The sequence below is a fragment of the Acinetobacter sp. Ver3 genome, from assembly GCF_000632455.1.
Lineage (GTDB): Bacteria > Pseudomonadota > Gammaproteobacteria > Pseudomonadales > Moraxellaceae > Acinetobacter.
Genome location: NZ_JFYL01000033.1, coordinates 1 through 24638, shown reverse-complemented (window position 1 = coordinate 24638; position 24638 = coordinate 1). Strand labels below are relative to the sequence as shown.

Below are 24638 nucleotides of genomic sequence, written 5' to 3'. Positions count from 1 at the left end.
GGGATCTGTTATATTAGGCGCCGTTAAATTGTTATATCTTTATTTGGTCCTATAAAAGGGTAAGTGATGAAAATTAGTCATAATTAATCTATAAATTGTGGTTGGTTCGGTTAACTTGAAATTTGATTTAGGATTAGGTTCTTATGTTGATAATTGATTTTCAATATTTTTATGCTAAGTCCCTATTACATGCAATTAAGTTGGATTAAAGAATCAGATAATATGTTTAGATATTTTTAATAATAAGTGGGCGAGCTAATAGTGATTAATTAGGGTTTAAAACCAAACTGTTTTCAGCAACAATTCACACATTAAGAAAGTTTTATTTGTATACTAAGGAAAATTACGTGAAGAAAGTTCTTTTGGTTTTTGGTACACGACCAGAAGCCATTAAAATGGCACCACTGGCATTACAACTACAACAAGACACTGTAAATTTTGAAACCAAAGTTTGTGTAACAGGGCAGCATCGCCAAATGTTAGATCAGGTTTTAGAGTTGTTTAAACTTAAACCTGATTTTGACTTAAACCTAATGAAACCTGGACAAACTTTATCTGATGTGACTTCTGGTGTCTTAAAAGGTTTAGAGCAAGTCTTTACTGAATGGCAGCCAGACGTAGTTTTAGTACATGGTGATACAGCAACTACATTTGCTGCATCTTTAGCTGCTTATTACCATAAAATTGCAGTGGGTCATGTAGAAGCAGGTTTACGTACTGGCGATATCTATTCTCCTTGGCCAGAAGAAGCCAATCGTAAACTCACTGGTGCTTTAGCAAACTATCATTTTGCGCCTACACAATCTTCTTATAATAATTTAATTAAAGAAAATATTGATCCTCAAAATATTATCATTACTGGTAATACCGTGATTGATGCTTTATTGGTTGTTAAGGATAAAGTTGAACATGATCAAGAAATTATTGCCCAATTCGAGCAACAATTTGATTTCTTAGACGCGAATAAAAAACTTATTTTAGTGACTGGGCATCGTCGTGAAAACTTTGGGCAAGGCTTCTTAAATATTTGTCAAGCTTTGGCGAATATTGCCAAGCGCTATCCTGATGCACAAATTGTTTATCCAGTGCATTTAAATCCAAATGTACAAAAACCTGTTAATGAATTATTAGCGGGTATTGATAATATTCATTTGATTGCACCACAAGATTATCTACCTTTTGTTTATTTGATGAACCGTAGTTATCTTATTTTAACGGATTCAGGTGGTATTCAAGAAGAAGCACCTTCTTTGGGTAAGCCTGTATTGGTTATGCGTGATACCACAGAGCGTCCTGAGGCAGTGGAAGCCGGAACGGTTAAGTTGGTGGGTACTGATGCAGCTTTAATTGAACAATCTGTAAGTGAGCTGCTAGAAAATAAAGAATTATATATGCGAATGGCAGAGTCACATAATCCTTATGGTGATGGGACATCTTGTCAAAAAATTATCAATGCATTGAAAAATTAATTAATTTAGGAAAATAGGTCATCTTTTAATGAATAGTCAGTTTCAGCATATTTGTGTTATTGGTTTAGGATATATTGGTTTGCCAACAGCAGCAACTTTCGCTGCTCATGGTGTAAAAGTCACTGGTGTAGATGTCAACCAACATGCGGTAGATATGATTAACCAAGGTAAGGTACATATTGTTGAGCCGGACTTGGATGCTTTAGTGCGTGATGTGGTTGCACAACAAAAGCTTTCTGCACAATTAAGCCCTGTTGCTGCAGATGCTTATATTGTAGCTGTACCGACCCCTTTTAAAGATAACCATGAACCAGACTTAAAATATATTGAATCTGCAGCGAAAGCGCTTGCACCACACTTGGTGAAAGGGAATTTAGTCATTTTAGAATCTACTTCGCCTGTAGGTGCAACTGAACAAATGGCGGCATGGTTGAGTGAGGCACGTCCAGATTTAACTTTCCCTGAGCAAGCTGGTGAACAAGCTGATATTTTAATTGCTCACTGTCCAGAGCGTGTATTACCAGGTAAGGTTTTACAAGAGCTCATTAGTAATGACCGTATTATTGGTGGTATGACGCAGCGTTGTTCGCAAGCGGCAATTAATTTGTACAAAGTTTTTGTAAAAGGCGATTGCATTGAAACCAATGCACGCACGGCAGAAATGTGTAAATTGACTGAAAACTCGTTCCGTGATGTCAATATTGCATTTGCAAATGAACTTTCTATTATCTGTGACAAATTAGACATTAATGTTTGGGAGTTGATTCAACTAGCAAACCGCCACCCACGAGTAAATATTTTACAGCCTGGACCTGGGGTAGGGGGGCACTGTATTGCTGTTGATCCATGGTTTATTGTGTCTAAAACACCAGAGCAAGCTCGTTTAATTCGTACTGCGCGTGAAGTGAATGACAGTAAACCTGAGTGGGTGATAGATCAGGTAAAAATTAAGATTGCTGAATTTTTACAAGCCAACCCTGAAAAAACCATTAAAGATGTCACAGTGGCCTGTTATGGCTTGGCATTTAAACCTGATATTGATGATTTGCGTGAAAGCCCAGCCTTAGAAATTACTAAACAGCTTGCTGAGCAGGGTTTGAATGTGTGTGCAATTGAACCCAATATTCAGAGATTGCCATCAGAGCTACCCTCAAATGTAAAGTTAATTGATTTTAAAAATCGTTCACAAGCAGATATTCATTTGATTTTAGTAGCACACCGACAATTTAAAACTATGATAATAACAAGTGAGTATATTTTAAATGCCGTAGGTATTTAATACGAATGAATAATATTTTCTTTTCTCTGGGGGCAAATATTTCCTCAAAGATGATTATATTGTTGATCAATATAGTTAGTTTTCGATTATTATTGCCTGAAGATTATGGGGTAATTTCTCTACTGCTAGCTATGACAGCAACTATTGGTGCCGTTTCTGGAATGGGTGCTTCAGTTGCCGTAAATAGTGTTGTTGCCCGTGATGGATTTACTAGTTTAAGTGCTTTATTTGTAAAGTATAATTATTTTTTTGCTTGTTTATTTTCTATAATTATGGCAAGTTTTATTTATATATTCTATTTAAATAATATAAATAAAATTCCTACATGGCAAATTTTTTCTTTTATACTGTTTTTCTCACTATTTAGTTCATTAAATTCAATTAGTGAAGCAGTTTTATTAGGACTTAAAGATTTTAAAATAATTTTTTTTAATAACCTTACTAGCTTTCTAATTTTTCTACCAGTTTCTTTATTCTTAATTATTGAGTTAAAGATTTTTGGTGTATTAATTAGCCTATTAGCGTATAGGTTTTTGTTATTTATAATTAATTTTAATTCTGTTAATAAATCAAAATTATTAAAATTTAAATCTAATGATATTGATGAAAAATTAAAAATATATAAAAAATTCAAAGAACTTTCAATTCCTGTAATTCTATCAGGTTTGTTGGTTGCGCCCGTTATAGGTTTTGCATTTAAGATTGTATCTGATCAAGAGTATGGTTTGGCTCAGTTGGCATATTTTAACATAGTATATCAAATGTACCTGGTCGCAATCTTTATTCCTAATGCATTGAATGGTTATTTCATTTCAAAATTCTCAAGTAAAAATGAAAGTAATCAAAAGGATTTTTTAAAAATAGCCAAGAATAATTTTTTATTTTCTCTAGTAGTGGCTTTCTGTTTATTCGCTTTCCAAAAAATATTTTTCTTAATTGTTAATGATCATTCTGTAGATCTAGTAAATAATTATTATATTATGCTAGGTACAATTATACTGTTTAGCTTAAATGCAGTTTTTGCTAGTTATTGGCCATCAGTTGGAAAAGCTTGGTTTGGGTTTTATATGAATATAATTTGGGCAGTTGTATTGCTCGGGGTTACATTTATTTTTTCTACATATAAAATTTCAGCAGCATTATCGTGGGCATTTTTAATAGCCTACCTGACTTTAAGTATAGTGCAAATTTTAAGTTATAAGGTGTTAAATTATGCAAAAAAATAAAACTATTTGGGTTGTATTAAGATCTCATCTTATAACACTACCCCCTGTAATGACAGTGATTAATTGTTTATTGAACACTGAAGAATATAATGTAAAATTAGTTTCTACTAAAGAATCAGAAATAAACCACCCACTTTATGAAGAGTTTATTATTGGTCAAACTCATAAGGTGGGTTTAGCTAAAAAAATATCCAATTATTATTTTTTTAGAAAATTTGTCCAAAAAACTTTTACAGAGAAATTAAAAGAGGATGATTTAGTTTGGATTGCTTCTCTAGATACGGCACAAGCTTGTAAAGGTTTGAGTTTTCTTGATACGAATAAGTATATTCTTCATTTACATGAGTTATATGATAATTATCCAAAAAAATTAAACTCTATAAAAGAAATCTCCCAGAAAGCATATAAAATAGTTGTTCCAGAATTAAATAGAGCAAGAATATTACAGGTTTGGTTGCAATTAAAAGAAAGACCAACTGTTCTGCCGAATAAACCTTGGACGCATCCACGTACCAAATATATGATCCCTACACATGAATCAACAAAAGAAATCATTAAGAACTATGATTCATCTAAAAAAATAATAATTTATCAAGGGCATATTGAGAAAGGGAGAAGTTTAGAGCCAATTATTGAGGCAATATCTGATATAGATAATGTTGAATTTTGGCTTATGGGGATAGACCATGGTTATGTGGCTGAATTATTGAAAATGAGTGATAAAGTAAAGTATTGGGGCTATGTCCCAGCACCATATCATTTGGAAGTAACGAGTTATGCTGATATCGGTATTATGAGTTATGATTTAATAAACCTAAATCATATGTATTGTGCACCCAATAAGGTTTGGGAATATTTAGGTTTTAATTTATTTTTCATTTGTAATGAAGTTGGCAGTTTAGATTCCTTTAAGCTTCATGGTTGTTGTGATTTATTGGATTTTAAAAATAAAAATGATATTAAGCTGTCTATAGTTAAAAACCTTCAAGTTAAACATAATTTTTCTAATTATTACGATAGTGTTAATCTAGATGAAATATTGAAAAATATTTTAAAAGCTAAAAGTGAATCACTAAATGAAAGTACAAAAATCTAATATAAATGCGATTCTTTATGCTCTTATTACCTTTGTAATGAGTTTATTGCTTGCTCCACTTTTTATAAATGGTGATCAGGTATCGTATCATGCATTTTATAATAATTGTTTCGATCTTGTGAGTTTATCTCAAGAGTTTAAATGTTATAATTCAACTTTAGGTACACAAGAGCCTATATATTTCCTTGTTATTAAAATATTTCATACTTTTTTTGATAAAAATTTTTTGATGTCTATTTTTAACTCAATTATTGTTTTTCTTTTTGTTAAAATAGTATATAAATTCTATATTAGAACTATTTTAATCCATTTGTTTTTTATTCTCTTTTTTTTAAATTACTATGTCGTTGTTTTATTTTTTTCTGCTGAACGACTAAAATTGTCAGTTTTATTTTTATTAATCTCATTATTATTAATTGGATTAAAGTCTGTATTTTCTAAAGTATTAATGATTTTAACACATATGCAGATGATTTTTATTTTTTTTGTAGATTTTATTCATGGGTTTTTTGAAAAAAACAATAAAAAACTATGGGTGAAATTTGTTACAGTGATTGGTGGTTCAATTCTATTGGGTATAATTTATTATTATATGAGAGATCATATAGATCGAAAGGTTATCGGGTACTCTAATAGAACAGCTGAAAGTGACTTAGGGCTAATTTCTTTATTAAAATCTTCTATTTTTGTTTTATTAACTTATGTTTCTGTTCAAAAAAATATAGTTATTTTAATGCAGATTCCCTTACTAATAGGATCTTATATCCTAGGTTCTGGAAGAATGTTGATAATGTCATTTTTTGTCTATATAGCATGCTTAATTTATTTTAAAGGTAAAGTTGATTTTTTAGGCTATATTGTATTGTTTTATTTTGCATTTAAAAGCATTGAATTTTGGCAAAATGTAATAAAATATGGAACGGGTTTTTTAGAGGTTTAGTATTATGCGTTTAATGATCGATGCATCCCTTCAATCTGTAGGTGGAGGTGTTCAAGTAGCAGTTAATTTTATTAATAATATTTTAAATGATAAGTTTATAGATGATCTTTTAATTATTGTTTCTCCTCAAGTTGATGAGCAGATTGATGTTAACTTAAAACCTAAAACCAATTATTATGTTTTTCCAAATGCTTCAAGTTTCTTTAAATTTAAGCAAGGAAAAGAACTCAGTGAACTTGAAAAAAAATTTAAACCTGACCTTGTGTTTATTGTTTTTGGTCCTTCATACTGGAAACCTAAGGCAAAAAGTATTCAAGGTTTTGCATTGCCTTTAATGGTGTACGGCGAAACTGTAAATAAGTTACATGCAAATAATCTTATGAAAAAATTAAGAATTAATTTATTGCATTTTTTAAGGAAATTTCAAATTAGAAATAACTTTGATTATGTTGTAGTAGAGACTAATACCTTTAAATCATTAGTTAAAAGTAAATTTAATATTGATGAAAATAAAATTTTTGTAGTAGAGAATAGTTTTAATAATAAATTTAATATGAATGAGGATCTTAAATTAATAAACAAGAAAAACAAATATGATTTTTTTGTTCCTACTGCATATTATCCTCACAAAAACTTGGAAAGATTAGTAGATGTAGCATACATACTTAAAGAAAAATATTCTCTTTATATTACCTTTAATTTTCTTCTTGCTAAAGATTCATCAGCATGGAGTAAAATTCTCACTTTAGCTGAACACAAGAATGTACAGGAATATTTTAATACTTATGGCCCCGTTAGAAATAATGTAATTAGTGAAATATATAAAAAAAATGATTGTGTTATTTTACCTACCATTGCAGAAGTATCTTCTGCTGTATACCCTGAAACATTTATCAGTAAAAAATTATTATTTACATCTGATCTAGATTTTGCTCGTGAGTTATGTGGGGATGCAGCTGTATTTTTTAATCCATTTTCTCCCGAAGATGTTGCTAATAAAATTTTTAATGTCCTTAATGATTTACCTTTACAAGAACAACTATTAAAAAGTTCAGAAAATCAACTTTTGAATCAATATATTTCACCTGAGGAAAAGTGGGAAAAACAAAAAAATTAATTTTATCTTTAATTAACTCTTAAGGATTTAAAGTAATATGAAGTTTTATAATTTTTATATTAATTCTCCTATATTTATTCAAAATTTTCTTTGTACACTTTATGGCTATAAAGAGTCTAAAGTTCGTTTTAATAAAGATTTTGATCGAAAATTAAAATTTCTTAATGAGTCACAGTATTATAGTCTTGATAATATTAAGATTTATAAGGAAAATAAATTAAAAGATATTTTATTAGGCTGCACTAACCATCCATTTTATAGAGATAAATTTTCATCTATTTCTGAGAAGGCTATACTCAATAATCCTTTTCAAATTTTAAAAGATTTTCCGGTTTTAACTAAGGAAGATATTCTAAAATTTGATATGAAAGCATTAGTAAATGAAAATAATCAAATTTATAGTACGAGTGGTACGACAGGTAAGGCATTAACTATCTGTAAGGATAAAGAAAGTATAGCTATGCAATGGGCTATTTGGATTCGTCATAGAAATAGATTTTCAATAAAATTTAAAGATATAAGTGTAAACTTTACCGGCAAACCTATTGTCAGTGAAAATCAAAAATCTCCTCCATTTTGGAGATACAATGCGGCTCAAAAGCAATATCTAGTCAGTTCTAAGCATATAAATGAACAAAATATTGAAAGTATAGTTGAATTTTTAAATTCGATTTATCCTAAATTCTATTCTGGATACCCAAGCATTATATCTGATTTATCAAGATTAGCAATTTCAAAAGGATTAGTGTTAAAGAATAAACCTGATGTTATATTTTGTGGGGCGGAAAATTTATTGGATTATCAGGCTGAATCTATTAGTAAGTGGACAAATTCAATTATTACGGATCAATATGGCTTGACAGAAGGGAATTGTAATTTTTCAAAATGTGAACATGGTTTTTATCACGAGGATTTTGAATTTTGTCATATTGAGCTTATAGACCAAGAAGTTTTAGAGGATGGTTCTATTAGAGGTAAGTTAATAGGGACGGCATTTTATAACCATACTTTCCCATTGATTCGCTATAATACAGGGGATATTGCTATTTTTGCCCCATCAAATTTTAAATGTGAGTGTGGTAGAGAAAGCCAAGTTATATTTTCCGTTGAAGGGCGTCAGGATGACTATCTTATTACACCTGATGGACGACGTGTAATGCGTTGTGGATATTTATTTAGAGATACTTTTGAGGCATTAGAAGTACAGATTGTTCAAGAAAAATATGGCGAAGTTATATTTAATGCTGTTCTTTCAGGTTTAGGTAATAGATCTGATTTTGAAAAAAAAGTTTCGACTTTATTTAAAGAATATATTTCTGAAGATATGAGCCTGATTTTTAAATATCCAGACTTTATTCAAAAATCTTCAACTGGCAAGTTTAAAGCAATTTTAAATAGGATTAATAAATGAAGCAAATCCTTCAAGACATGGCAAAAGGTGGAACCACTGTAACAGAAGCACCAGTACCGCAGTGCTCTAAAGGACATTTACTTATTTCTACCACTACTTCGCTTATTTCTGCTGGCACAGAGCGCATGTTGGTCGGTTTTGGTAAAGCCTCTATGTTAGACAAGGCACGCCAACAACCCGAAAAAGTAAAAATGGTACTTGAAAAAGTCCAAACAGATGGGTTGCTTACTACCTATGACGCAGTAAAGTCCAAACTGGCACAACCTTTACCACTTGGTTATTGCAATGTTGGTGTAGTTCATGAAGTTGGAGCGGGTGTAGAAGACTTTAAAGTCGGTGATCGTGTTGTTTCAAATGGTCCACATGCAGACATGGTCAAAGTACCGAAAAACCTATGTGCGAAAATACCTGACAATGTACCTGATGAAGCAGCTTCTTTTACAGTTGTTGCCAGTATTGGCTTACAAGGTATTCGTCTGGCACAACCAACCATAGGTGAAAGCTTTGTGGTTACAGGTGCAGGCTTAATTGGCTTACTCACCATTCAAATGCTAAGAGCAAATGGCTGCCGTGTACTGGCGATTGACTTTGACCAAAGCAAACTCGAATTGGCTAAGCAGTTTGGTGCAGAAGTTTGTAACCCTGCCAAAGGTGAAGACCCTATCGCTGTAGGTTTGGCATTTAGCCGTGGTGCAGGAGTAGATGGAGTAATTATTACAGCATCTACCAAAGTGAGTGATCCTGTTACACAAGCCGCGCGTATGAGTCGCAAACGCGGACGTATTATTTTAGTTGGTGTAACAGGTTTAGAGTTAAATCGTGCAGACTTCTATGAAAAAGAACTAAGCTTTCAGGTGTCATGTTCTTATGGACCAGGTCGTTACGATGCTGCTTATGAAGAAAAAGGACAGGATTACCCGGTAGGATTTGTTCGCTGGACAGAACAGCGTAACTTTGTTGCAGTGTTGGATATGATGGCGGCAGGCACTTTAAATGTAGATGCCTTAATTACCCATCGTTTTGAATTTGAAGATGCGCCAAAAGCTTATGATGTTTTAACGGAAGATAAATCAGGTTTGGGTATTTTACTTAAATACAATTCGGCTGTAGAAACACGAACTGAAAAGAAAGTCATTTTAAAACCAATTCAGATAGATGCACAAAATGCTGTAGTTGGTTTTATTGGTGCAGGCAATTATGCTTCACGTATTTTAATTCCTGCATTTAAAAAAGCGGCTTCACAACTGCATACCATTGTAACTTCTGGTGGTATTAATGGGGTGATTCATGGTGAAAAGGCAGGATTTGCAGAAGCATCGACAGATATAGATGCTTTATTAAGCAATCAAGATGTAAATACTGTAGCAATTGCAACACGACATAATAGCCATGCCTATTTTGTAGAAAAAGCGCTGTTAGCGGGTAAAAATGTTTTTGTAGAAAAGCCATTGGCGTTGACGGTAGAAGAAATAGAAAAAGTTGAACAAGCTTATAATCACAATATAGAAAATAAACAATATGCGCGTGTCATGGTGGGCTTTAACCGTCGTTTTGCACCTCAAGTACAGAAAATGAAGGCCTTATTAGATACGGTGAAAGAACCTAAAAGCTTTATTATGACTATGAATGCAGGAGCGATTCCTGCAGATCACTGGACACAGGATAATGCAGTAGGCGGCGGGCGTATTATTGGTGAGGCATGTCATTTCATAGATTTAATGCGCTTTTTAGCAGGCTCAAAAATTGTTTCTGTTCAAGCTAGACGTATGGGTGAAACCGATGCTGTACAAGTCCTTGAAGACAAAGCAAGCATTACTTTAGGTTTTGAAGATGGTTCATTTGGAACAATTTTCTACTTGGCGAACGGAGCATCAAGTTTTCCTAAAGAGCGAGTAGAAGTCTTTGCTGCAGGTCGTGTATTACAACTCGATAACTTCCGTAAACTTAAAGGTTTTGGCTGGTCTGGCTTTAATAAAATGAATTTGTGGCGTCAGGACAAAGGGCAAGATGCTTGTGCGGCTGCTTTCGTTGAGAGTATTCGTCAAGGCAAGGAGTCACCTATTCCAGCAGATGAAATTTTTGAAGTTGCACGTATGACAATTCAAGCCGCTGAAATTTTACGAGCTCAGATATGAGTGTGTTTATCAAGGGAAAAACAGCCTTAGCATTAGGGCTGTTTAACTTATTTCGGGTTTTTAAATACCGTTTAGGTGTCAAAACAGGGTTAAATCCTGTACAAAAACTTGCTGCAAAAATGCCTGAGGGTCATTTTTTTAGTACTACGCCCGAATGTACTAAGGCAAAAAGCTTCCCTAAAACCTTACAGGCTTTTGGTTATTTGGAATATCCTTTAACACAGGGTATTCCCAACTGGTTTTATAGTCCGTTAACCCAACATGAGTTTCAAAACAGTCATTTGGCTTGGTATAAAATTCCAGATTTTGACGCAAATGTAGGTGACATTAAAGGTATTTGGGAAGCTTCGCGTTTTGATTGGGTACTTAACTTTGTTCTGCAAGCTCAACAACATAATGAAGAAGCACTGCATGCGTTAGATGCGTGGTTAAACGACTGGTGCCAGAAAAATGCTGCCTATTTAGGGCCTAACTGGAAATGTGGGCAAGAAGCCTCTATTCGGGTCATGCATTTAATTGCAGGCTTAATTGGTTTAAATCAACTGACACAACCGAGTCAAAATATACAGCAACTTATAGCATTACATTTAAAACGGGTTGCACCTACCATTGATTATGCAATTGCCCAAGACAATAACCATGGTACTTCTGAAGCGACAGCACTTTTTATAGGTGGGGCATTACTCAATCATGTGACACCTAAACCAGAATATAAAGCATGGCGAGAACTTGGGCAGAAGTGGTTGGAAAATCGTGCTCAAAAACTGATTATGGCAGATGGTGGGTTTAGCCAATATTCAGTGACTTATCATCGGGTCATGCTAGATTCATATAGTTTGGCAGAGATTGTACGCCAACAACTAAATCTAAAAGCATTTTCTGATGTTATTTACCATCAATTGCTAAAAGCAACCAACTGGCTGTATGTGCTTACACAAGAAGCAAATGGTGATGTACCTAATATTGGTGCAAATGATGGCGCACGCTTGTTGGCTGTTTCTGCAACAGATTATCGGGATTTTAGACCCAGCGTACAATTAGCCAGTACTTTATTTGCAGCGCAGAGTTATTATGCAGATCAAGGTGCTTATGATGAAAGTTTGGCTTTTTTTAAACTAGATAAAAAAGCAGTAAATCCTTCAAGCTTGCCTAAAAAAGATCAATTTTTTTCTGAAAGTGGATTAATTACTGCCGAAAAGCAGTATTTTTTTATTGCATTCAAACTGCCTGTTTTTAAGTTTAGACCAAGTCAGTGTGATGCCTTACATTTAGATGTTTGGTGGAAAGGGCAAAATATTTTACGGGATGGCGGTACGTATAGTTACAATTCTACACCAGAAGATTTAGAGTACTTTAGCGGTGTTGCCAGTCATAACACAGTACAATTTGATGGGCATCAGCAAATGCCTCGTTTGAGCCGTTTTCTGTTTGCTGCATGGCTAAAACCGAGTCAATTAAATTATCAACCAGACCAGTTTAATTGTGCATATCAGGATTATTGGGGATGTAAACACAAGCGTGAAGTTGTACTCAAAGATCAGAGTATTCAAGTGATAGATACAATCTCTGGTTTTAAAACACAGGCTGTTTTAAGGTGGCGTTTACAACCAGACCAGTGGCACTTGCAAGACAATGTTCTGAGCAACGGTCACATAAGTATTGCGGTTCATTCAGAATCAAAGTTAGCACTGCAATTGGTGCAGGGTGAAGAATCAAGATACTATTATCAAAAACAGTCTTTACCTGTACTGGAAATTAAAGCCACTCAAGCAACAAGTATTACTACGGTTATTCAAGACTTAACATGAAAATTCTATACTTCCACCAGCATTTTTCTACGCCCAAAGGCTCTGCAGGTATTCGCTCTTATGCCATGGCTCAAGCACTTATTCGCAATGGTCATCAGGTAACGATGGTATGTGGCTCATTTGGTGCTGGGCAGACAGGGTTAACTCAGGCATTTGAAAATGGAATGCGTCGGGGGGTGGTCGATGGAATTGAAATTATTGAATTTGAATTGCCTTATTCAAATAGTCTTTCGTTTTTAAAACGGATTTTAATATTTTTAAGCTTTGCTTTTAAATCAATTAAAGTGGCATTTACAGAACAATATGATGTGCTATTTGCGACTACAACACCGCTGACTGCAGGTATTCCGGGTATTTTTGCAAAATGGCTTAGACGCAAACCTTTCGTATTTGAAGTTCGTGATTTATGGCCAGAACTGCCTAAAGCGATGGGGGTGATTAAAAATCCAATCGTATTATGGATGATGTCTATATTGGAATGGGTGTCTTACCATTCAGCAGATCGTTTAGTTGGATTATCGCCAGGTATTGTAGAGGGGATTATCAAACGTGGTATTGATCCCCAAAAAGTAGCATCTATTCCAAATGGCTGTGATTTAGATATTTTTGCCCAAGAACAACAGGTTTGGCGTCCTGAACAGGTAAAAAATACTGATTTAATGGCAATTTTTACGGGAACACATGGTTTAGCCAATGGTTTAAATGCAGTCATTGATGTTGCTGTTGAGTTACAGCAGCGTAAAAGGGATGACATTAAATTGGTATTGGTAGGGGATGGCATGCAAAAGCAGGCCCTACAGCAACGCGCTATAGACTTAAAGCTGAATAATATTGTTTTTCATGATCCAGTAAATAAAACCAAGCTAGCAGGCCTCATGGCAAGTGCAGACGTGGGATTGCAAATTTTAGCCAATGTGCCTGCATTTTATTATGGTACTTCTCCAAACAAGTTCTTTGATTATATTGCAGCTGGTTTGCCTGTTTTGAATAACTATCCTGGCTGGTTAGCGGAATTAATTCAACAAAAACATTGTGGTTTTGCTGTGCCACCTGAAAATCCTCAAGCTTTTGCCGATGCATTGGAGTATGCGGCAGATCATCGTGATGAGCTTGTGGTCATGGGCGAAAATGCACAGAATTTAGCCCGTTCTCAGTTTAACCGTCAGGAACTTTCGCAAAAGTTTGATGAGTGGGTAGCGCAAGGATAATGTAATGTTAAAACGCCTCCTCGATATTATTATTGCTTCCATTGCCCTCATTTTACTGTCACCGCTGTATTTTTATGTGGCACATAAAGTGAAAAAAAATCTGGGCTCGCCTGTTTTATTTCGTCAAGTGCGTCCAGGTCTAAATGGTAAGCCATTTGAAATGATTAAATTTCGAACAATGAAAGATGCGCTGGATGCACAAGGCAATCCACTGCCAGACAGTGAGCGCTTGACGCCATTTGGTAAAATGCTGCGTTCAACCAGTTTGGATGAAATGCCTGAGCTTTGGAATGTCATAAAAGGTGATATGAGTGTGGTTGGCCCACGTCCGCTGCTGATGGAATATTTACCTCTATATAATGAAGATCAGGCAAAGCGCCATAATGTACGTCCAGGTATGACAGGCCATGCTCAAGTGAACGGCCGTAATGCCATTAGCTGGGAAGAAAAATTTAAACTGGATACCTGGTATGTAGAAAATCAGTCGGTTTGGTTAGATTTTAAAATTATGCTGAAAACGGTTAAAAAAGTGCTCGCTAAAGATGATATTAACGAAGCAGGCGAAGCGACTATGACTAAATTTACGGGTACAAAATCGGATCAACAGCATGACTGAACTATATGCAGTATATGGTGCCTCTGGCTGTGGGCGTAGCTTGATGCCAGTGGCAAGATCTCAATTAAAACGGTCCGGTATAGACGCTGAAATCGTCTTTATTGATGATAGCTTAAGTGCAGAGGCCATGATTAATTCACACCGTGCCATGAATTATGCTGCATTTAAAGCACACCCTGCTGTAAAAAAACAGGTATTAATTGCGATTGCCAATAGTCAAGTACGTGAAAAAATTTCAATGCAACTTGAACAAGATGCAATTGAGCTCTGGAGTGTTCAGGCAGATAATGTGGTACTCATGGATCAGGTAGAAATTGCAGAAGGGGCAGCACTCAGCCCTTTTGTGAGCATTACCTCAAATATAAAAATTGGTAAATGCTTTCATGCCAACTTATATAGCTATGTCGAACATGACTGTGTGATTGGTGACTTTGTTACTTTTGCCCCAGGGGTAAAATGTAATGGCAATATTCATATTGAAGATCATGCCTATATTGGTACAGGTGCCGTCATAAAACAAGGTACACCAGATCAACCTTTAGTGATTGGTCGCGGTGCAATTGTGGGTATGGGCGCGGTTGTAACCAAAAGCGTACCCGCTGGGGTAACAGTTGTAGGTAACCCTGCACGCATTTTAGAGAAAAAATAATTTTATTTTAGGAATCATCATGTTAAACACTGCATTTGAACCATGGCCTAGCTTTACCCAAGCGGAAGCGGATGCTGTTTCTCAAGTTTTATTGTCAAACAAAGTAAACTATTGGACAGGACAAGAATGCCGTGAGTTTGAAAAAGAATTTGCCCAATATGCACAAACCAAATATGCAGTGGCGTTGGCAAATGGCACGGTTGCCTTAGATGTTGCTTTAAAAGCACTAGGCGTGGGTGCAGGCGATGATGTGATTGTCACTCCACGTACCTTTTTAGCTTCGGCAAGCTCAATTGTCACCGCTGGTGCAAATCCTATTTTTGCAGATGTAGAACTCGATTCACAAAATATTTCACGACGCACCATTGAAGCAGCCCTGACACCAAATACCAAAGCGATCATCTGTGTGCACTTGGCAGGTTGGATGTGTGATATGGATCCAATCATGCAATTGGCTGAAGAAAAGGGGCTTTACGTGATTGAAGATTGCGCCCAAGCACATGGTGCAACCTATAAAGGTCAAGCGGCAGGTTCGATTGGACATATTGCAGCATGGTCATTCTGCCAAGACAAAATTATGACCACTGGTGGTGAAGGTGGCATGGTTACGACCAATGATGAACATCTTTGGAAAAAAATGTGGTCATACAAAGACCATGGCAAAAACTTTGACAGCATTTATAACAAGCAACATCCACCAGGTTTTCGCTGGCTACATGACTCATTCGGTACCAACTGGCGTATGATGGAAATGCAAGCAGTCATTGGGCGTATTCAGTTGAAAAAAATGGCTGAATGGACCAAGGCCCGTAACGAAAACATGCAGAAAATTTATGCAGCCTTTGCTGAAACACCATATATAACTGTCTCACAGCCGAATGAGGAATATTTACATGCAGCTTATAAATGTTATGTGCAAGTAAATACTGATCAATTACCTGTGGATTGGTCTCGTGACCGTATTATGAACGAGATCGTGGCTCTGGGCGTACCTTGCTTTAGTGGGTCATGCTCAGAAGTGTATTTAGAGCATGCTTTTGATGGTACACCGTGGCGACCTGAGACTCGCTTGGAAAACGCAAAAAAATTAGGTGAAACGAGTTTAATGTTCTTGGTGCATCCAACCTTAAGTGAAGAAAGTATAGCGAAAACAGTAAATGCTATTAAGGACGTAATGCAAAAAATATCAGAATCAAAGTGATATTTTAATATCTAAATTTTGAGGCATGGAGGGAGATTCTCAATACCCCTCCTAAATAGCGATAATATAGAGTGATAAGATCTAGACTGTGAAATCAACGATTATAAATTTAGCATCAGCGCCGAGGGGGACCAAACAACTTTTTCTAGTCTGTTTGGATTTTTTAGTATTTCCAATTCTGATTTGGCTATGTTATGCCATTCGCCAATTTGACTTGGGTGCTGAAGTAGTGCCGAATCTGGCTTTCGGATCTCTTTGGGTGTCGTTGATTGCGGTCAGTACATTGGGCTTAGCACGGATCTACAGTTTTATCGTAAGAGCATTTAACGAGGCTTTCATTTTCCAATTAGGCTTAGCGACAACACTGACTGTGCTCGCGCTTTATGCACTCGCCTACTTTACTCATGCATTTATCCCAACTTCAATTCCATTGATGTTTGGATTTATGATGTTTGCATGGATTTGGCTCAGTCGAGGGATCATTAGAGCCCTTGTGAAATATGTATTACATGCAGATATTCCGCGTAAACGAATTGCGATTTATGGCGCAGGTTTTGCAGGCCAACAAGTGGCTGCAATGCTGAAAAATTCTGATGAACATTTACCGGTTTTGTTTTTAGATGATGATGTCACGCTTGCCGCGAAGAATATTGGTGGTTTAAAAGTCTATCATGCGGCGGATGCACAAAAAGTGCTGAACAAGCATCAAGTCAATGAAATTTTGATTGCGTTGCCTTCGGTGGGTCGTCAACGTAAAACAGAAATTATTAAAAATTTAGAACCTGCACATTTAAAAATTACCGAGATTCCAGGCTTAACAAAACTAGTTGATGGTGAAATACGACTGTCAGATATTCAAGAAGTCGATATTATTGACTTACTTGGACGCGATCCTGTGCCTCCTGTTGCCCATTTACTTTCAAAAAATATCACCAATAAAATTGTGATGGTCACTGGTGCGGGCGGATCGATTGGTTCTGAACTATGTCGTCAAATTATCAAAAACCAACCTAAGCTGTTGGTGTTATATGAACTGACAGAATTTGCATTGTATAGTATCGACAAAGAATTACGTCAAAAAACAGAGTTAACCATTATTCCAATCTTAGGCACAGTACTGGATCAGCAGAAGCTCGAGCGTGTCATCGCACAATATCAAGTACAAACCGTTTATCATGCAGCGGCTTACAAACATGTCCCTTTGGTGGAATGTAATCCGATTGCAGGTGTAAAAAATAATGCAGTCGGCACAGCCTTTAGCCTAAATGCCGCTGTACGCAATCAAGTGGAAACATTTGTGCTAATTTCAACAGATAAAGCAGTTCGTCCTACCAATGTGATGGGGGCTACCAAGCGTATGGCGGAGCTCTATTGTCAAGCGATGGCAGAAGCTCAAGATCACACTCAGGTGAGTATCGTGCGTTTTGGAAATGTGCTCGGTTCATCGGGTTCAGTGGTTCCGCTTTTCAAGCAACAGATTGCGAAGGGTGGTCCAATTACAGTGACTCATCCTGACGTCACGCGATACTTTATGACCATTCCAGAAGCTTCTCAATTGGTGATTCAAGCCGGTGCTTTAGGTGAGGGTGGAGATGTATTCTTGTTGGATATGGGAGAGCCAGTCCGTATTCAAGATTTGGCGCGACAAATGATTTCACTCAGTGGATTAACGGTTCGTGAAGAAGGATCACAAACAGGTGATATTGCGATTCAGTATTCAGGTTTACGTCCAGGTGAAAAGTTATATGAAGAACTATTGATCGATCAAGAGGATACAAAGATTACCGAGCATAGTCGGATTCTAAGATCGTTTGAAAAATCGTATCCTTTAGACGAAATTTTACCCGTATTTGACCGTTTCTATGATTTAACTGCAACACATGAAGATGTTGATTGGGTGTTATCTCGACTAGAATACTATGTAGATGGATATCAACGCGGTGCTGAAATTCGCGTTAACTAATTAAGTAAATTAAATATTTGTAGAGCTTTGAATATGTCGATCAAAAAAGCGATTCTTCCCGTAGCTGGTCTTGGCACACGTTTTTTACCTGCGAGCAAATCGATTCCTAAGGAAATGGTGACAGTAGTCGATCGTCCTGCAATTGAATATGTGGTCAAAGAAGCAATTGCTGCGGGTATTGAACAAATTATTTTAGTCACACATTCTTCAAAAGCATCGATTGAAAACTATTTCGACCGTAGCTTTGAGCTGGAAACAACATTAGAACAAAAAAAGAAATTTGATTTGCTCAAAGAAATTACCGAAATTTTGCCCGCGCATGTGAGTGTGATCAGTGTACGTCAGCCACAGCCTTTAGGTTTAGGCCATGCTGTGATGTGTGCAAAAGATGTGGTAGGTAATGATGATTTTGCAGTGCTACTCCCTGATGTGTTAGTAAAAGATACAGCTGAAACCAATGACTTGAGCTTGATGATTCAGCGTTATAACGAATCAAAAGCATCACAAATTATGGTTGAAGCTGTCCCTGACCAGATGGTCGATCAATATGGGATTGTGGATGTGGCTGAGTCACCGCTTGAGGGACAAAGTATCCAAATGCAAGGTATTGTAGAAAAACCTGCAGTGGGTACAGCACCATCGAACTTATCTGTGGTAGGACGTTATATTTTGCCTGCGAAAATCATGCAATTGCTTGAACAAACACCAAAAGGTGCGGGCAATGAAATCCAACTCACCGATGCGATCGCGATGCTTCAACAAACAGATGTGGTAGAAGCCTATCGTATGAAAGGTCAAACCTTTGACTGTGGAAGCAAGTTGGGTTATTTAAAAGCGGTATTGCATTACGGTATGGATCACCCAAGTTTAGGTGAAGCTTTTAAAGTCATGATTAAAGACTTAAAACTTTAAAACGAGTATCGCTATGAATATTGCAGTATTTGGTCAGACCTTGTATGCAGGGGTTATGGCAGCATTGTTGGCTGAATATGGCCATCAAGTCTTCTGGTGTGATCTTTTAAAAAAACCAGCATCGGAACAGGTATATGCTCAGGATCAATCTGTACAAGACTTGCTTGAGAAATTACATCAGACTGGTGCAATAAAATACTGCACATTTGCAGCGATTCCCCTTGATGTGGATGCCTATTTTTTTAGTTTTAATCCGACTGAGCAATTGCAAGGCATTGAAATACTCAAAGCCCTCAAACAACGCACAATCAGTCATCCTAAATTAATGATTAATGCATCCACATTAGGTTTACATGGAACCCAAAAGTTTGCTGAACTATTGCCTGAAGATGATTGGGTTTACGTACCAGATGTGATCCAAGAGGGCAATGCATTACGTAGCCTGACACAAACCTCACAACTGGTCGTTGGTTGTGAGAGTGAGCGTGCTAAGCGTGTATTACAAGAGTTATTACGACCGCTTTTTCCACGTGAGCAACAATATTTATTTATGCCGGTTTTAGATGCGGAATTTACCAAGTTAAGCGTATCTGGCATGCTGGCGACCAGAATCAGTTATATCAATGATTTAGCTGTTGTGGCTGAGAAATTGGGGATTGATATTGAGCATGTGCGCCAAGGCTTAGCGGCAGATAGTCGTATTGGTCCTTCTTATTTATATCCAGGTGCAGGGTTTGGTGGGGAAAATTTCTCGCATGATGTACAAACCTTGGCGAGTACTGTTTCTGGTAGTGGGGCTAAGAGTCAACTCTTAGCACAAGTCTGGGAGATTAATGAACAACAAAAGGAAATCCTCTTTCGAAAATTATGGAATCATTTTCAGGGGGATCTGAAAGACAAAGTCGTGGCGGTTTGGGGGGCTTCTTTTAAAGAAAATACGGCTCGTATTCAACAATCCTCGATTCATGCCATGTTAAAAGCTTTATGGGCACAAGGGGTTGTGGTTAAACTTCATGATCCACAAGCCTTGAGTGAAATTGAAAAAGTATATGGTCAGCGTGATGATTTAATTTATTGCCAAGATCAATATGAAGCAGTAGATGATGCGCATGCGCTTTGTATCCTCACAGCGTGGAAACAGTATTGGTGTCCAAACTATCAAATCCTTAAGAAAATCATGCAACATGCTTTAATTTTAGATGGTCGTAATATTTTAAATCCCGAATATGTGAAGTCGCAGGGCTTTGCTTATAAAGGAGTAGGGCGTTAATGGAACAGCCAAATCAGGAATGTAATTCAGTCGCTGTTGAACAAGCGCTTTCTAGTCTCGAGCTTTTAAAAAAACAACTTACACGTCAGCATTTACGTGATTTTTTTCAGCAAGATTCTAATCGCTTTCAAAATTGTGCGATTCATTTCGAGCCACTCATTTTTGATTATAGTAAGCAGCGTGTTGATCGATCTGTGCTGGATGCCTTAGTCAATCTAGCTCAAAGCTGTGACTTATCGGGTTGGATTAAGCGCTTATTTTCTGAAGAGCGAATCAACTACACTGAAAGTCGAGCAGCCATGCATTGGGCATTACGTTTGCCGCAAGATCATGCTGGACATTCACAGATCGCCAATCAAGTGCATCAGCAACTTGATCGTATGTATGCGTTGGTTGAGAAGATACATATGGGTCAGTATCGCGGTGCATCAGGTGAAGTGATTCAAGATGTTGTCAATATTGGGGTGGGGGGGTCGGATCTGGGTCCACTGATGGTCAGCCATGCGCTATCAGATTTTAAGCAAACCACTCAAAAACCATTGAATGTGCATTTTGTATCGACCATGGATGGAAGTCAGCTGTCTGACTTGCTGCATAAATTGCGTCCTGAAACGACGCTGTTTATTATTTCTTCCAAGTCATTTGGCACCATTGATACCTTATCCAATGCACAAACGGCGCGCTTGTGGCTTGAAAAAGCATTGGGTGAAGAGATTGCCATTTTAAAACACCATTTTATTGGGGTGTCAACCAAGCCTGAGAAAATGACCGAATGGGGAATTTCCCCTGAAAATCAACTGCTCCTTTGGGATTGGGTGGGTGGTCGTTATTCATTATGGTCATGTATTGGTTTGCCTATTGCATTAAGTATTGGCGTGGTGGGGTTCAAGCAACTGCTCGCAGGGGCTTATGCGATTGACCAGCATTTTCAAAGCACCGATTTTTCACACAATCTTCCGGTGTTGATGGGATTGCTGGGAATATGGAATATTAACTTTCTAGCAATGAAAACCCATGCAGTTTTACCCTACGATGGACGACTTAAATATTTTGCTGCGTATTTGCAACAATTGGAAATGGAGTCCAACGGTAAATCTGTGCAACGCAATGGTGAGAAAACTACGTTAGATACCTGCCCGATTGTATGGGGTGAAGTCGGTCCGAATGCTCAACATGCTTTTTATCAGTTATTGCATCAGGGTACACAGGCGGTCAGCAGTGATTTTATAGCGCCTGTCAAACGTTATAATGGTGACCAATATACCTATGTAGATAATGCCGAGGCACTTAAGCAACAGCATTATCTCGCGTTATCCAATTGTTTAGCTCAGTCACGATTATTAGCTTTTGGCAATGATGCTTTAAATCCTCAAGAGCTTGAGGGATTGCCGCTCTATAAACAATATGAAGGTAATCAGCCCAGCACGACAATATTGATAGATGAGCTCAATCCTTATAGTTTGGGTATGTTGATTGCTTTGTATGAGCATAAAGTGTTTGTGCAATCTGTCATTTGGAATATCAATCCTTTTGATCAATGGGGTGTGGAAAAAGGTAAAGAAATTGCCAATCAACTGTTGCCGATTCTAAATGGTGAACAAAATGATTTGTCCAAGCTTGATGCGTCGACACAAGGTTTAATACAAATATTGATGGGGAAAGACAATGCCTAAAGTATTAGTGACGGGTGGTGCTGGATATATTGGTTCGCATACTTGTGTTGAATTGCTCAATGCAGGGCACGAGGTTGTGGTTCTTGATAATTTATCGAATAGCTCACCAGAATCTTTGAATCGCGTTCAAGCTTTAACGTCTAAATCTTTAGATTTTGTCCAGGGTGATATTCTTGATCAAGCGATTTTGGATCAAATTTTCCAAGATCATCAGATTGACGCCGTGATTCATTTTGCTGGTTTAAAAGCGGTTGGTGAAAGTCAGCAAATCCCACTCAAATACTTTGAAAATAACATTTCAGGTTCGATTAGCTTAGTCAAAGCCATGGAGCGTGCCCATGTCTTTAATTTGGTGTTTAGTTCTTCTGCAACGGTTTATGGTGAGACAAATCCATCACCGTATCAGGAAGATATGCCGCTAAGTATGCCCAATAATAATTATGGCTATACAAAGATGGTTGTAGAGCAAATCTTAGAGAAAACAGCCATATCAGATGGTCGTTGGTCAATTGCGTTACTGCGTTATTTTAATCCTGTTGGCGCACACAAGAGTGGACAGATTGGTGAAGATCCACAAGGCATTCCTAATAATTTAATGCCTTTTGTTACACAGGTTGCAGTCGGGCGACGTGACAAACTTTCGATTTTTGGTTCAGATTATCCGACTGCTGATGGTACATGTGAACGCGATTTTATTCATGTGGTCGATTTGGCCAAAGCGCATGTGCTAGCGATTGAAAATCGGTTAAATGCTCAAGGATGTCGAGCATGGAATATTGGTACAGGTACGCCAGTTTCTGTTTTAGAAGTAGTTAAAACTTTTGAGGCGGTGAATGGGATTAAAATTCCATACGAGTTTGTAGAGAAAAGAGCAGGGGATTTACCTTGTTTTTATGCTGATAGTTTGCGAGCGTTTAATGAGCTGGGGTGGTCTGCACAATATGAGCTTGAAGATATGTTGGCAGATAGTTGGAATTGGCAAAAACAAAATCCAAATGGGTATCGTGAATAAAAAATGGAGCGTTTGAAACGCTCCGTTTTTTTATGCGGTTTTAAGCCTGAATCAGTTGAGTGAGCTCATCGATATAAGCTTGCATCGGCTTCGGATTTTTGTCTTTACGGCTTTCAATATTTAAACGGAGTAAAGGCTCTGTATTTGAAGCACGTACATTTAAACGCCAAGCACCAAAATCTAAACTGACGCCATCCGTTTCATCAATTTTGGGTTTTTGGTCAGCAAAATGATCAAAGATGTTTTGAATGGTTTCTTTTGTATCCGCAACTTTAAAGTTAATCTCGCCAGAACATGGGAATTTTTCAATCATTTCCTCAACCAGAGCAGAGAGTGGTTTTGCCGTTTCAGAGACAACTGAGATTGCTAATAACCATGGAATCATGCCACTGTCGCAATAGGCAAAATCACGGAAGTAGTGGTGTGCTGACATTTCACCGCCATACACTGCATTGTGTTCACGCATTTTATCTTTAATGAAGGAATGGCCAGATTTCGATTGCACAGCTTCGCCTTGATATTGTTCAACAATATCGAAGGTATTCCACACCAAACGCGGATCATGCACAATTTTTTCGCCTTTTTGTTTCAGTAAAAAGGCTTGTGCTAAGAGACCGACAATGTAATACCCCTCAATGAATTGACCTTTTTCATCAAAAAGGAAACAACGGTCAAAGTCACCATCCCACGCGATGCCCATGTCAGCCTGATGTTGCAGTACAGCATCGGAGGTGCTTGCACGGTTTTCAACTAAGATGGGGTTGGGAATACCATTTGGGAAGTTGCCATCCGCTTCATGATGAATTTTGATAAATTCAACTGGAATATTCAGGGTTTTAAATTTCTCTTCGATCGCATCGATCACATGACCTGCAGCGCCATTACCCGCATTGACCACGAGTTTTAAAGGTTTGATTTTTGTAGGGTCAATATAGGTCATCAAATGATCAATAAATTCGGGCAAGATATTATAATGCTGAGTTATACCTTTAAGTTCGACTGCTTTGAACTGATTTTTTTCAGCAAGAAGTTGGATATCTTTTAAACCCGAGTCTGCACCAATCGGACGAGCATTTTCACGTACAAGCTTCATGCCGTTATAGTCCATTGGGTTATGACTGGCTGTAATTTCGATACCGCCTTGCACATCAAGATGGAATGCACCGAAATAAACTTCCTCTGTCCCCGTCATGCCCAAATCTAAAACATCAACGCCTGCATCATTTAGGCCATTGATGGTGGCTTGTTTCAGTGCTTCACTGGTTAAGCGAACATCACATCCAACCACTACTTTTTGAGGTTGATAAATTTCGCCATAAGCACGTCCAACACGGTATGCGATATCTTCATTGAGTTCTGTGCCCAATTTTCCGCGGATATCATAGGCTTTGAAACAGGTTAATTTTTCCATGTTAAGGTTCTAATCTATTGAGCAAATTGAATACGAAAATTATAGCGATTTTGATCTAAGTACGGCATGGGTTGAGATGAAAAATTACATTTAAATTCAGTAAATTAATTTACGTTATGATGCTTATTGTTGGTTGTAAATCAAGCAGCGCTCATAAGTGGATGAATTTTTTTTGGAAAAAATGTAGTGAAACTTTATTGGATGTAAAAAATTGAATATATAAAAATTTAATAATAAAAAAG

At 37.0% G+C, this 24638-nt stretch carries 19 protein-coding genes; 18 read left to right on the top strand and 1 reads right to left on the bottom strand.

Annotated elements, in window-relative coordinates:
• Positions 1 to 347 precede the first annotated feature (347 nt).
• The 18 genes from wecB to galE all read left to right on the top strand — a co-directional run bounded on the left by wecB (position 348) and on the right by galE (position 22985).
• Positions 348 to 1469, top strand: a complete 1122-nt coding sequence (wecB, locus tag CL42_RS09875) for a non-hydrolyzing UDP-N-acetylglucosamine 2-epimerase (protein ID WP_035267741.1) — start codon at positions 348 to 350, stop codon at positions 1467 to 1469.
• A 28-nt stretch (positions 1470 to 1497) separates the two neighbouring features.
• On the top strand, positions 1498 to 2748 hold the full coding sequence (wecC, locus tag CL42_RS09870) for a UDP-N-acetyl-D-mannosamine dehydrogenase (RefSeq protein WP_035267739.1): 1251 nt from the start codon (positions 1498 to 1500) through the stop codon (positions 2746 to 2748).
• Positions 2749 to 2753: 5 nt separating this feature from the next.
• Complete coding sequence (locus CL42_RS09865) at positions 2754 to 3974, top strand: oligosaccharide flippase family protein (RefSeq protein WP_035267738.1); 1221 nt, start codon at positions 2754 to 2756, stop codon at positions 3972 to 3974.
• The gene (locus tag CL42_RS09860) at positions 3961 to 5070 is read left to right on the top strand and encodes a hypothetical protein (RefSeq protein ID WP_035267735.1); all 1110 of its coding nucleotides are present in this window, start codon (positions 3961 to 3963) and stop codon (positions 5068 to 5070) included. Before CL42_RS09865 ends, CL42_RS09860 begins: the two co-directional genes overlap by 14 nt.
• Positions 5051 to 6010 carry a hypothetical protein gene (locus tag CL42_RS09855; RefSeq protein WP_035267731.1) on the top strand — a complete coding sequence of 320 codons (960 nt, stop codon included), beginning with the start codon at positions 5051 to 5053 and terminating at the stop codon, positions 6008 to 6010. Before CL42_RS09860 ends, CL42_RS09855 begins: the two co-directional genes overlap by 20 nt.
• Before the next feature lie 4 nt (positions 6011 to 6014).
• On the top strand, positions 6015 to 7127 hold the full coding sequence (locus CL42_RS09850) for a glycosyltransferase (protein WP_035267727.1): 1113 nt from the start codon (positions 6015 to 6017) through the stop codon (positions 7125 to 7127).
• 37 nt (positions 7128 to 7164) lie between these two features.
• A complete protein-coding gene (locus tag CL42_RS09845) occupies positions 7165 to 8538 on the top strand; it encodes a phenylacetate--CoA ligase family protein (RefSeq protein ID WP_035267724.1) in 1374 nt (457 codons plus the stop codon).
• Positions 8535 to 10673 carry a bi-domain-containing oxidoreductase gene (locus tag CL42_RS09840; RefSeq protein WP_035267720.1) on the top strand — a complete coding sequence of 713 codons (2139 nt, stop codon included), beginning with the start codon at positions 8535 to 8537 and terminating at the stop codon, positions 10671 to 10673. The genes CL42_RS09845 and CL42_RS09840 overlap by 4 nt, the downstream gene beginning before the upstream one ends.
• Complete coding sequence (locus CL42_RS09835) at positions 10670 to 12481, top strand: heparinase II/III domain-containing protein (RefSeq protein ID WP_035267714.1); 1812 nt, start codon at positions 10670 to 10672, stop codon at positions 12479 to 12481. Before CL42_RS09840 ends, CL42_RS09835 begins: the two co-directional genes overlap by 4 nt.
• The gene (locus CL42_RS09830) at positions 12478 to 13689 is read left to right on the top strand and encodes a glycosyltransferase family 4 protein (RefSeq protein WP_035267710.1); all 1212 of its coding nucleotides are present in this window, start codon (positions 12478 to 12480) and stop codon (positions 13687 to 13689) included. The genes CL42_RS09835 and CL42_RS09830 overlap by 4 nt, the downstream gene beginning before the upstream one ends.
• A gap of 4 nt (positions 13690 to 13693) precedes the next feature.
• Positions 13694 to 14305 carry a sugar transferase gene (locus CL42_RS09825; RefSeq protein ID WP_035267707.1) on the top strand — a complete coding sequence of 204 codons (612 nt, stop codon included), beginning with the start codon at positions 13694 to 13696 and terminating at the stop codon, positions 14303 to 14305.
• Positions 14298 to 14954: a NeuD/PglB/VioB family sugar acetyltransferase gene (locus CL42_RS09820; RefSeq protein ID WP_035267704.1), complete on the top strand. Its 657-nt coding sequence runs from the start codon at positions 14298 to 14300 to the stop codon at positions 14952 to 14954. Before CL42_RS09825 ends, CL42_RS09820 begins: the two co-directional genes overlap by 8 nt.
• Before the next feature lie 19 nt (positions 14955 to 14973).
• Positions 14974 to 16155, top strand: a complete 1182-nt coding sequence (locus CL42_RS09815) for a DegT/DnrJ/EryC1/StrS family aminotransferase (RefSeq protein ID WP_035267701.1) — start codon at positions 14974 to 14976, stop codon at positions 16153 to 16155.
• 88 nt (positions 16156 to 16243) lie between these two features.
• Entirely contained in the window at positions 16244 to 18118 is a 1875-nt protein-coding gene (locus CL42_RS09810; protein WP_035267698.1) for a polysaccharide biosynthesis protein, read from the top strand.
• A gap of 33 nt (positions 18119 to 18151) precedes the next feature.
• A complete protein-coding gene (gene galU, locus CL42_RS09805; protein ID WP_035267695.1) occupies positions 18152 to 19030 on the top strand; it encodes a UTP--glucose-1-phosphate uridylyltransferase GalU in 879 nt (292 codons plus the stop codon).
• A gap of 13 nt (positions 19031 to 19043) precedes the next feature.
• Positions 19044 to 20300, top strand: coding sequence for a nucleotide sugar dehydrogenase (locus CL42_RS09800; protein ID WP_035267693.1), 1257 nt, complete (start codon positions 19044 to 19046; stop codon positions 20298 to 20300).
• A complete protein-coding gene (gene pgi, locus CL42_RS09795; protein ID WP_035267689.1) occupies positions 20300 to 21973 on the top strand; it encodes a glucose-6-phosphate isomerase in 1674 nt (557 codons plus the stop codon). Before CL42_RS09800 ends, pgi begins: the two co-directional genes overlap by 1 nt.
• Positions 21966 to 22985 carry a UDP-glucose 4-epimerase GalE gene (galE, locus tag CL42_RS09790; protein WP_035267686.1) on the top strand — a complete coding sequence of 340 codons (1020 nt, stop codon included), beginning with the start codon at positions 21966 to 21968 and terminating at the stop codon, positions 22983 to 22985. The genes pgi and galE overlap by 8 nt, the downstream gene beginning before the upstream one ends.
• A gap of 40 nt (positions 22986 to 23025) precedes the next feature.
• Here galE and CL42_RS09785 read toward each other — a convergent pair whose 3' ends face one another.
• Positions 23026 to 24396, bottom strand: coding sequence for a phosphomannomutase/phosphoglucomutase (locus CL42_RS09785; RefSeq protein ID WP_035267682.1), 1371 nt, complete (start codon positions 24394 to 24396; stop codon positions 23026 to 23028).
• Between the last annotated feature and the right edge of the window lie 242 nt (positions 24397 to 24638).

Coding starts and splice junctions, on each gene's coding strand:
- CL42_RS09865 (WP_035267738.1), top strand. CDS start 2,754: ATGAATAATATTTTCTTTTCTCTGGGGGCAAATATTTCCTCAAAGATG.
- galE (WP_035267686.1), top strand. CDS start 21,966: ATGCCTAAAGTATTAGTGACGGGTGGTGCTGGATATATTGGTTCGCAT.
- CL42_RS09855 (WP_035267731.1), top strand. CDS start 5,051: ATGAAAGTACAAAAATCTAATATAAATGCGATTCTTTATGCTCTTATT.
- CL42_RS09785 (WP_035267682.1), bottom strand. CDS start 24,396: ATGGAAAAATTAACCTGTTTCAAAGCCTATGATATCCGCGGAAAATTG.
- CL42_RS09845 (WP_035267724.1), top strand. CDS start 7,165: ATGAAGTTTTATAATTTTTATATTAATTCTCCTATATTTATTCAAAAT.
- CL42_RS09835 (WP_035267714.1), top strand. CDS start 10,670: ATGAGTGTGTTTATCAAGGGAAAAACAGCCTTAGCATTAGGGCTGTTT.
- galU (WP_035267695.1), top strand. CDS start 18,152: ATGTCGATCAAAAAAGCGATTCTTCCCGTAGCTGGTCTTGGCACACGT.
- CL42_RS09815 (WP_035267701.1), top strand. CDS start 14,974: ATGTTAAACACTGCATTTGAACCATGGCCTAGCTTTACCCAAGCGGAA.
- CL42_RS09800 (WP_035267693.1), top strand. CDS start 19,044: ATGAATATTGCAGTATTTGGTCAGACCTTGTATGCAGGGGTTATGGCA.
- CL42_RS09850 (WP_035267727.1), top strand. CDS start 6,015: ATGCGTTTAATGATCGATGCATCCCTTCAATCTGTAGGTGGAGGTGTT.
- CL42_RS09830 (WP_035267710.1), top strand. CDS start 12,478: ATGAAAATTCTATACTTCCACCAGCATTTTTCTACGCCCAAAGGCTCT.
- CL42_RS09820 (WP_035267704.1), top strand. CDS start 14,298: ATGACTGAACTATATGCAGTATATGGTGCCTCTGGCTGTGGGCGTAGC.
- pgi (WP_035267689.1), top strand. CDS start 20,300: ATGGAACAGCCAAATCAGGAATGTAATTCAGTCGCTGTTGAACAAGCG.
- CL42_RS09840 (WP_035267720.1), top strand. CDS start 8,535: ATGAAGCAAATCCTTCAAGACATGGCAAAAGGTGGAACCACTGTAACA.
- CL42_RS09825 (WP_035267707.1), top strand. CDS start 13,694: ATGTTAAAACGCCTCCTCGATATTATTATTGCTTCCATTGCCCTCATT.
- wecC (WP_035267739.1), top strand. CDS start 1,498: ATGAATAGTCAGTTTCAGCATATTTGTGTTATTGGTTTAGGATATATT.
- CL42_RS09860 (WP_035267735.1), top strand. CDS start 3,961: ATGCAAAAAAATAAAACTATTTGGGTTGTATTAAGATCTCATCTTATA.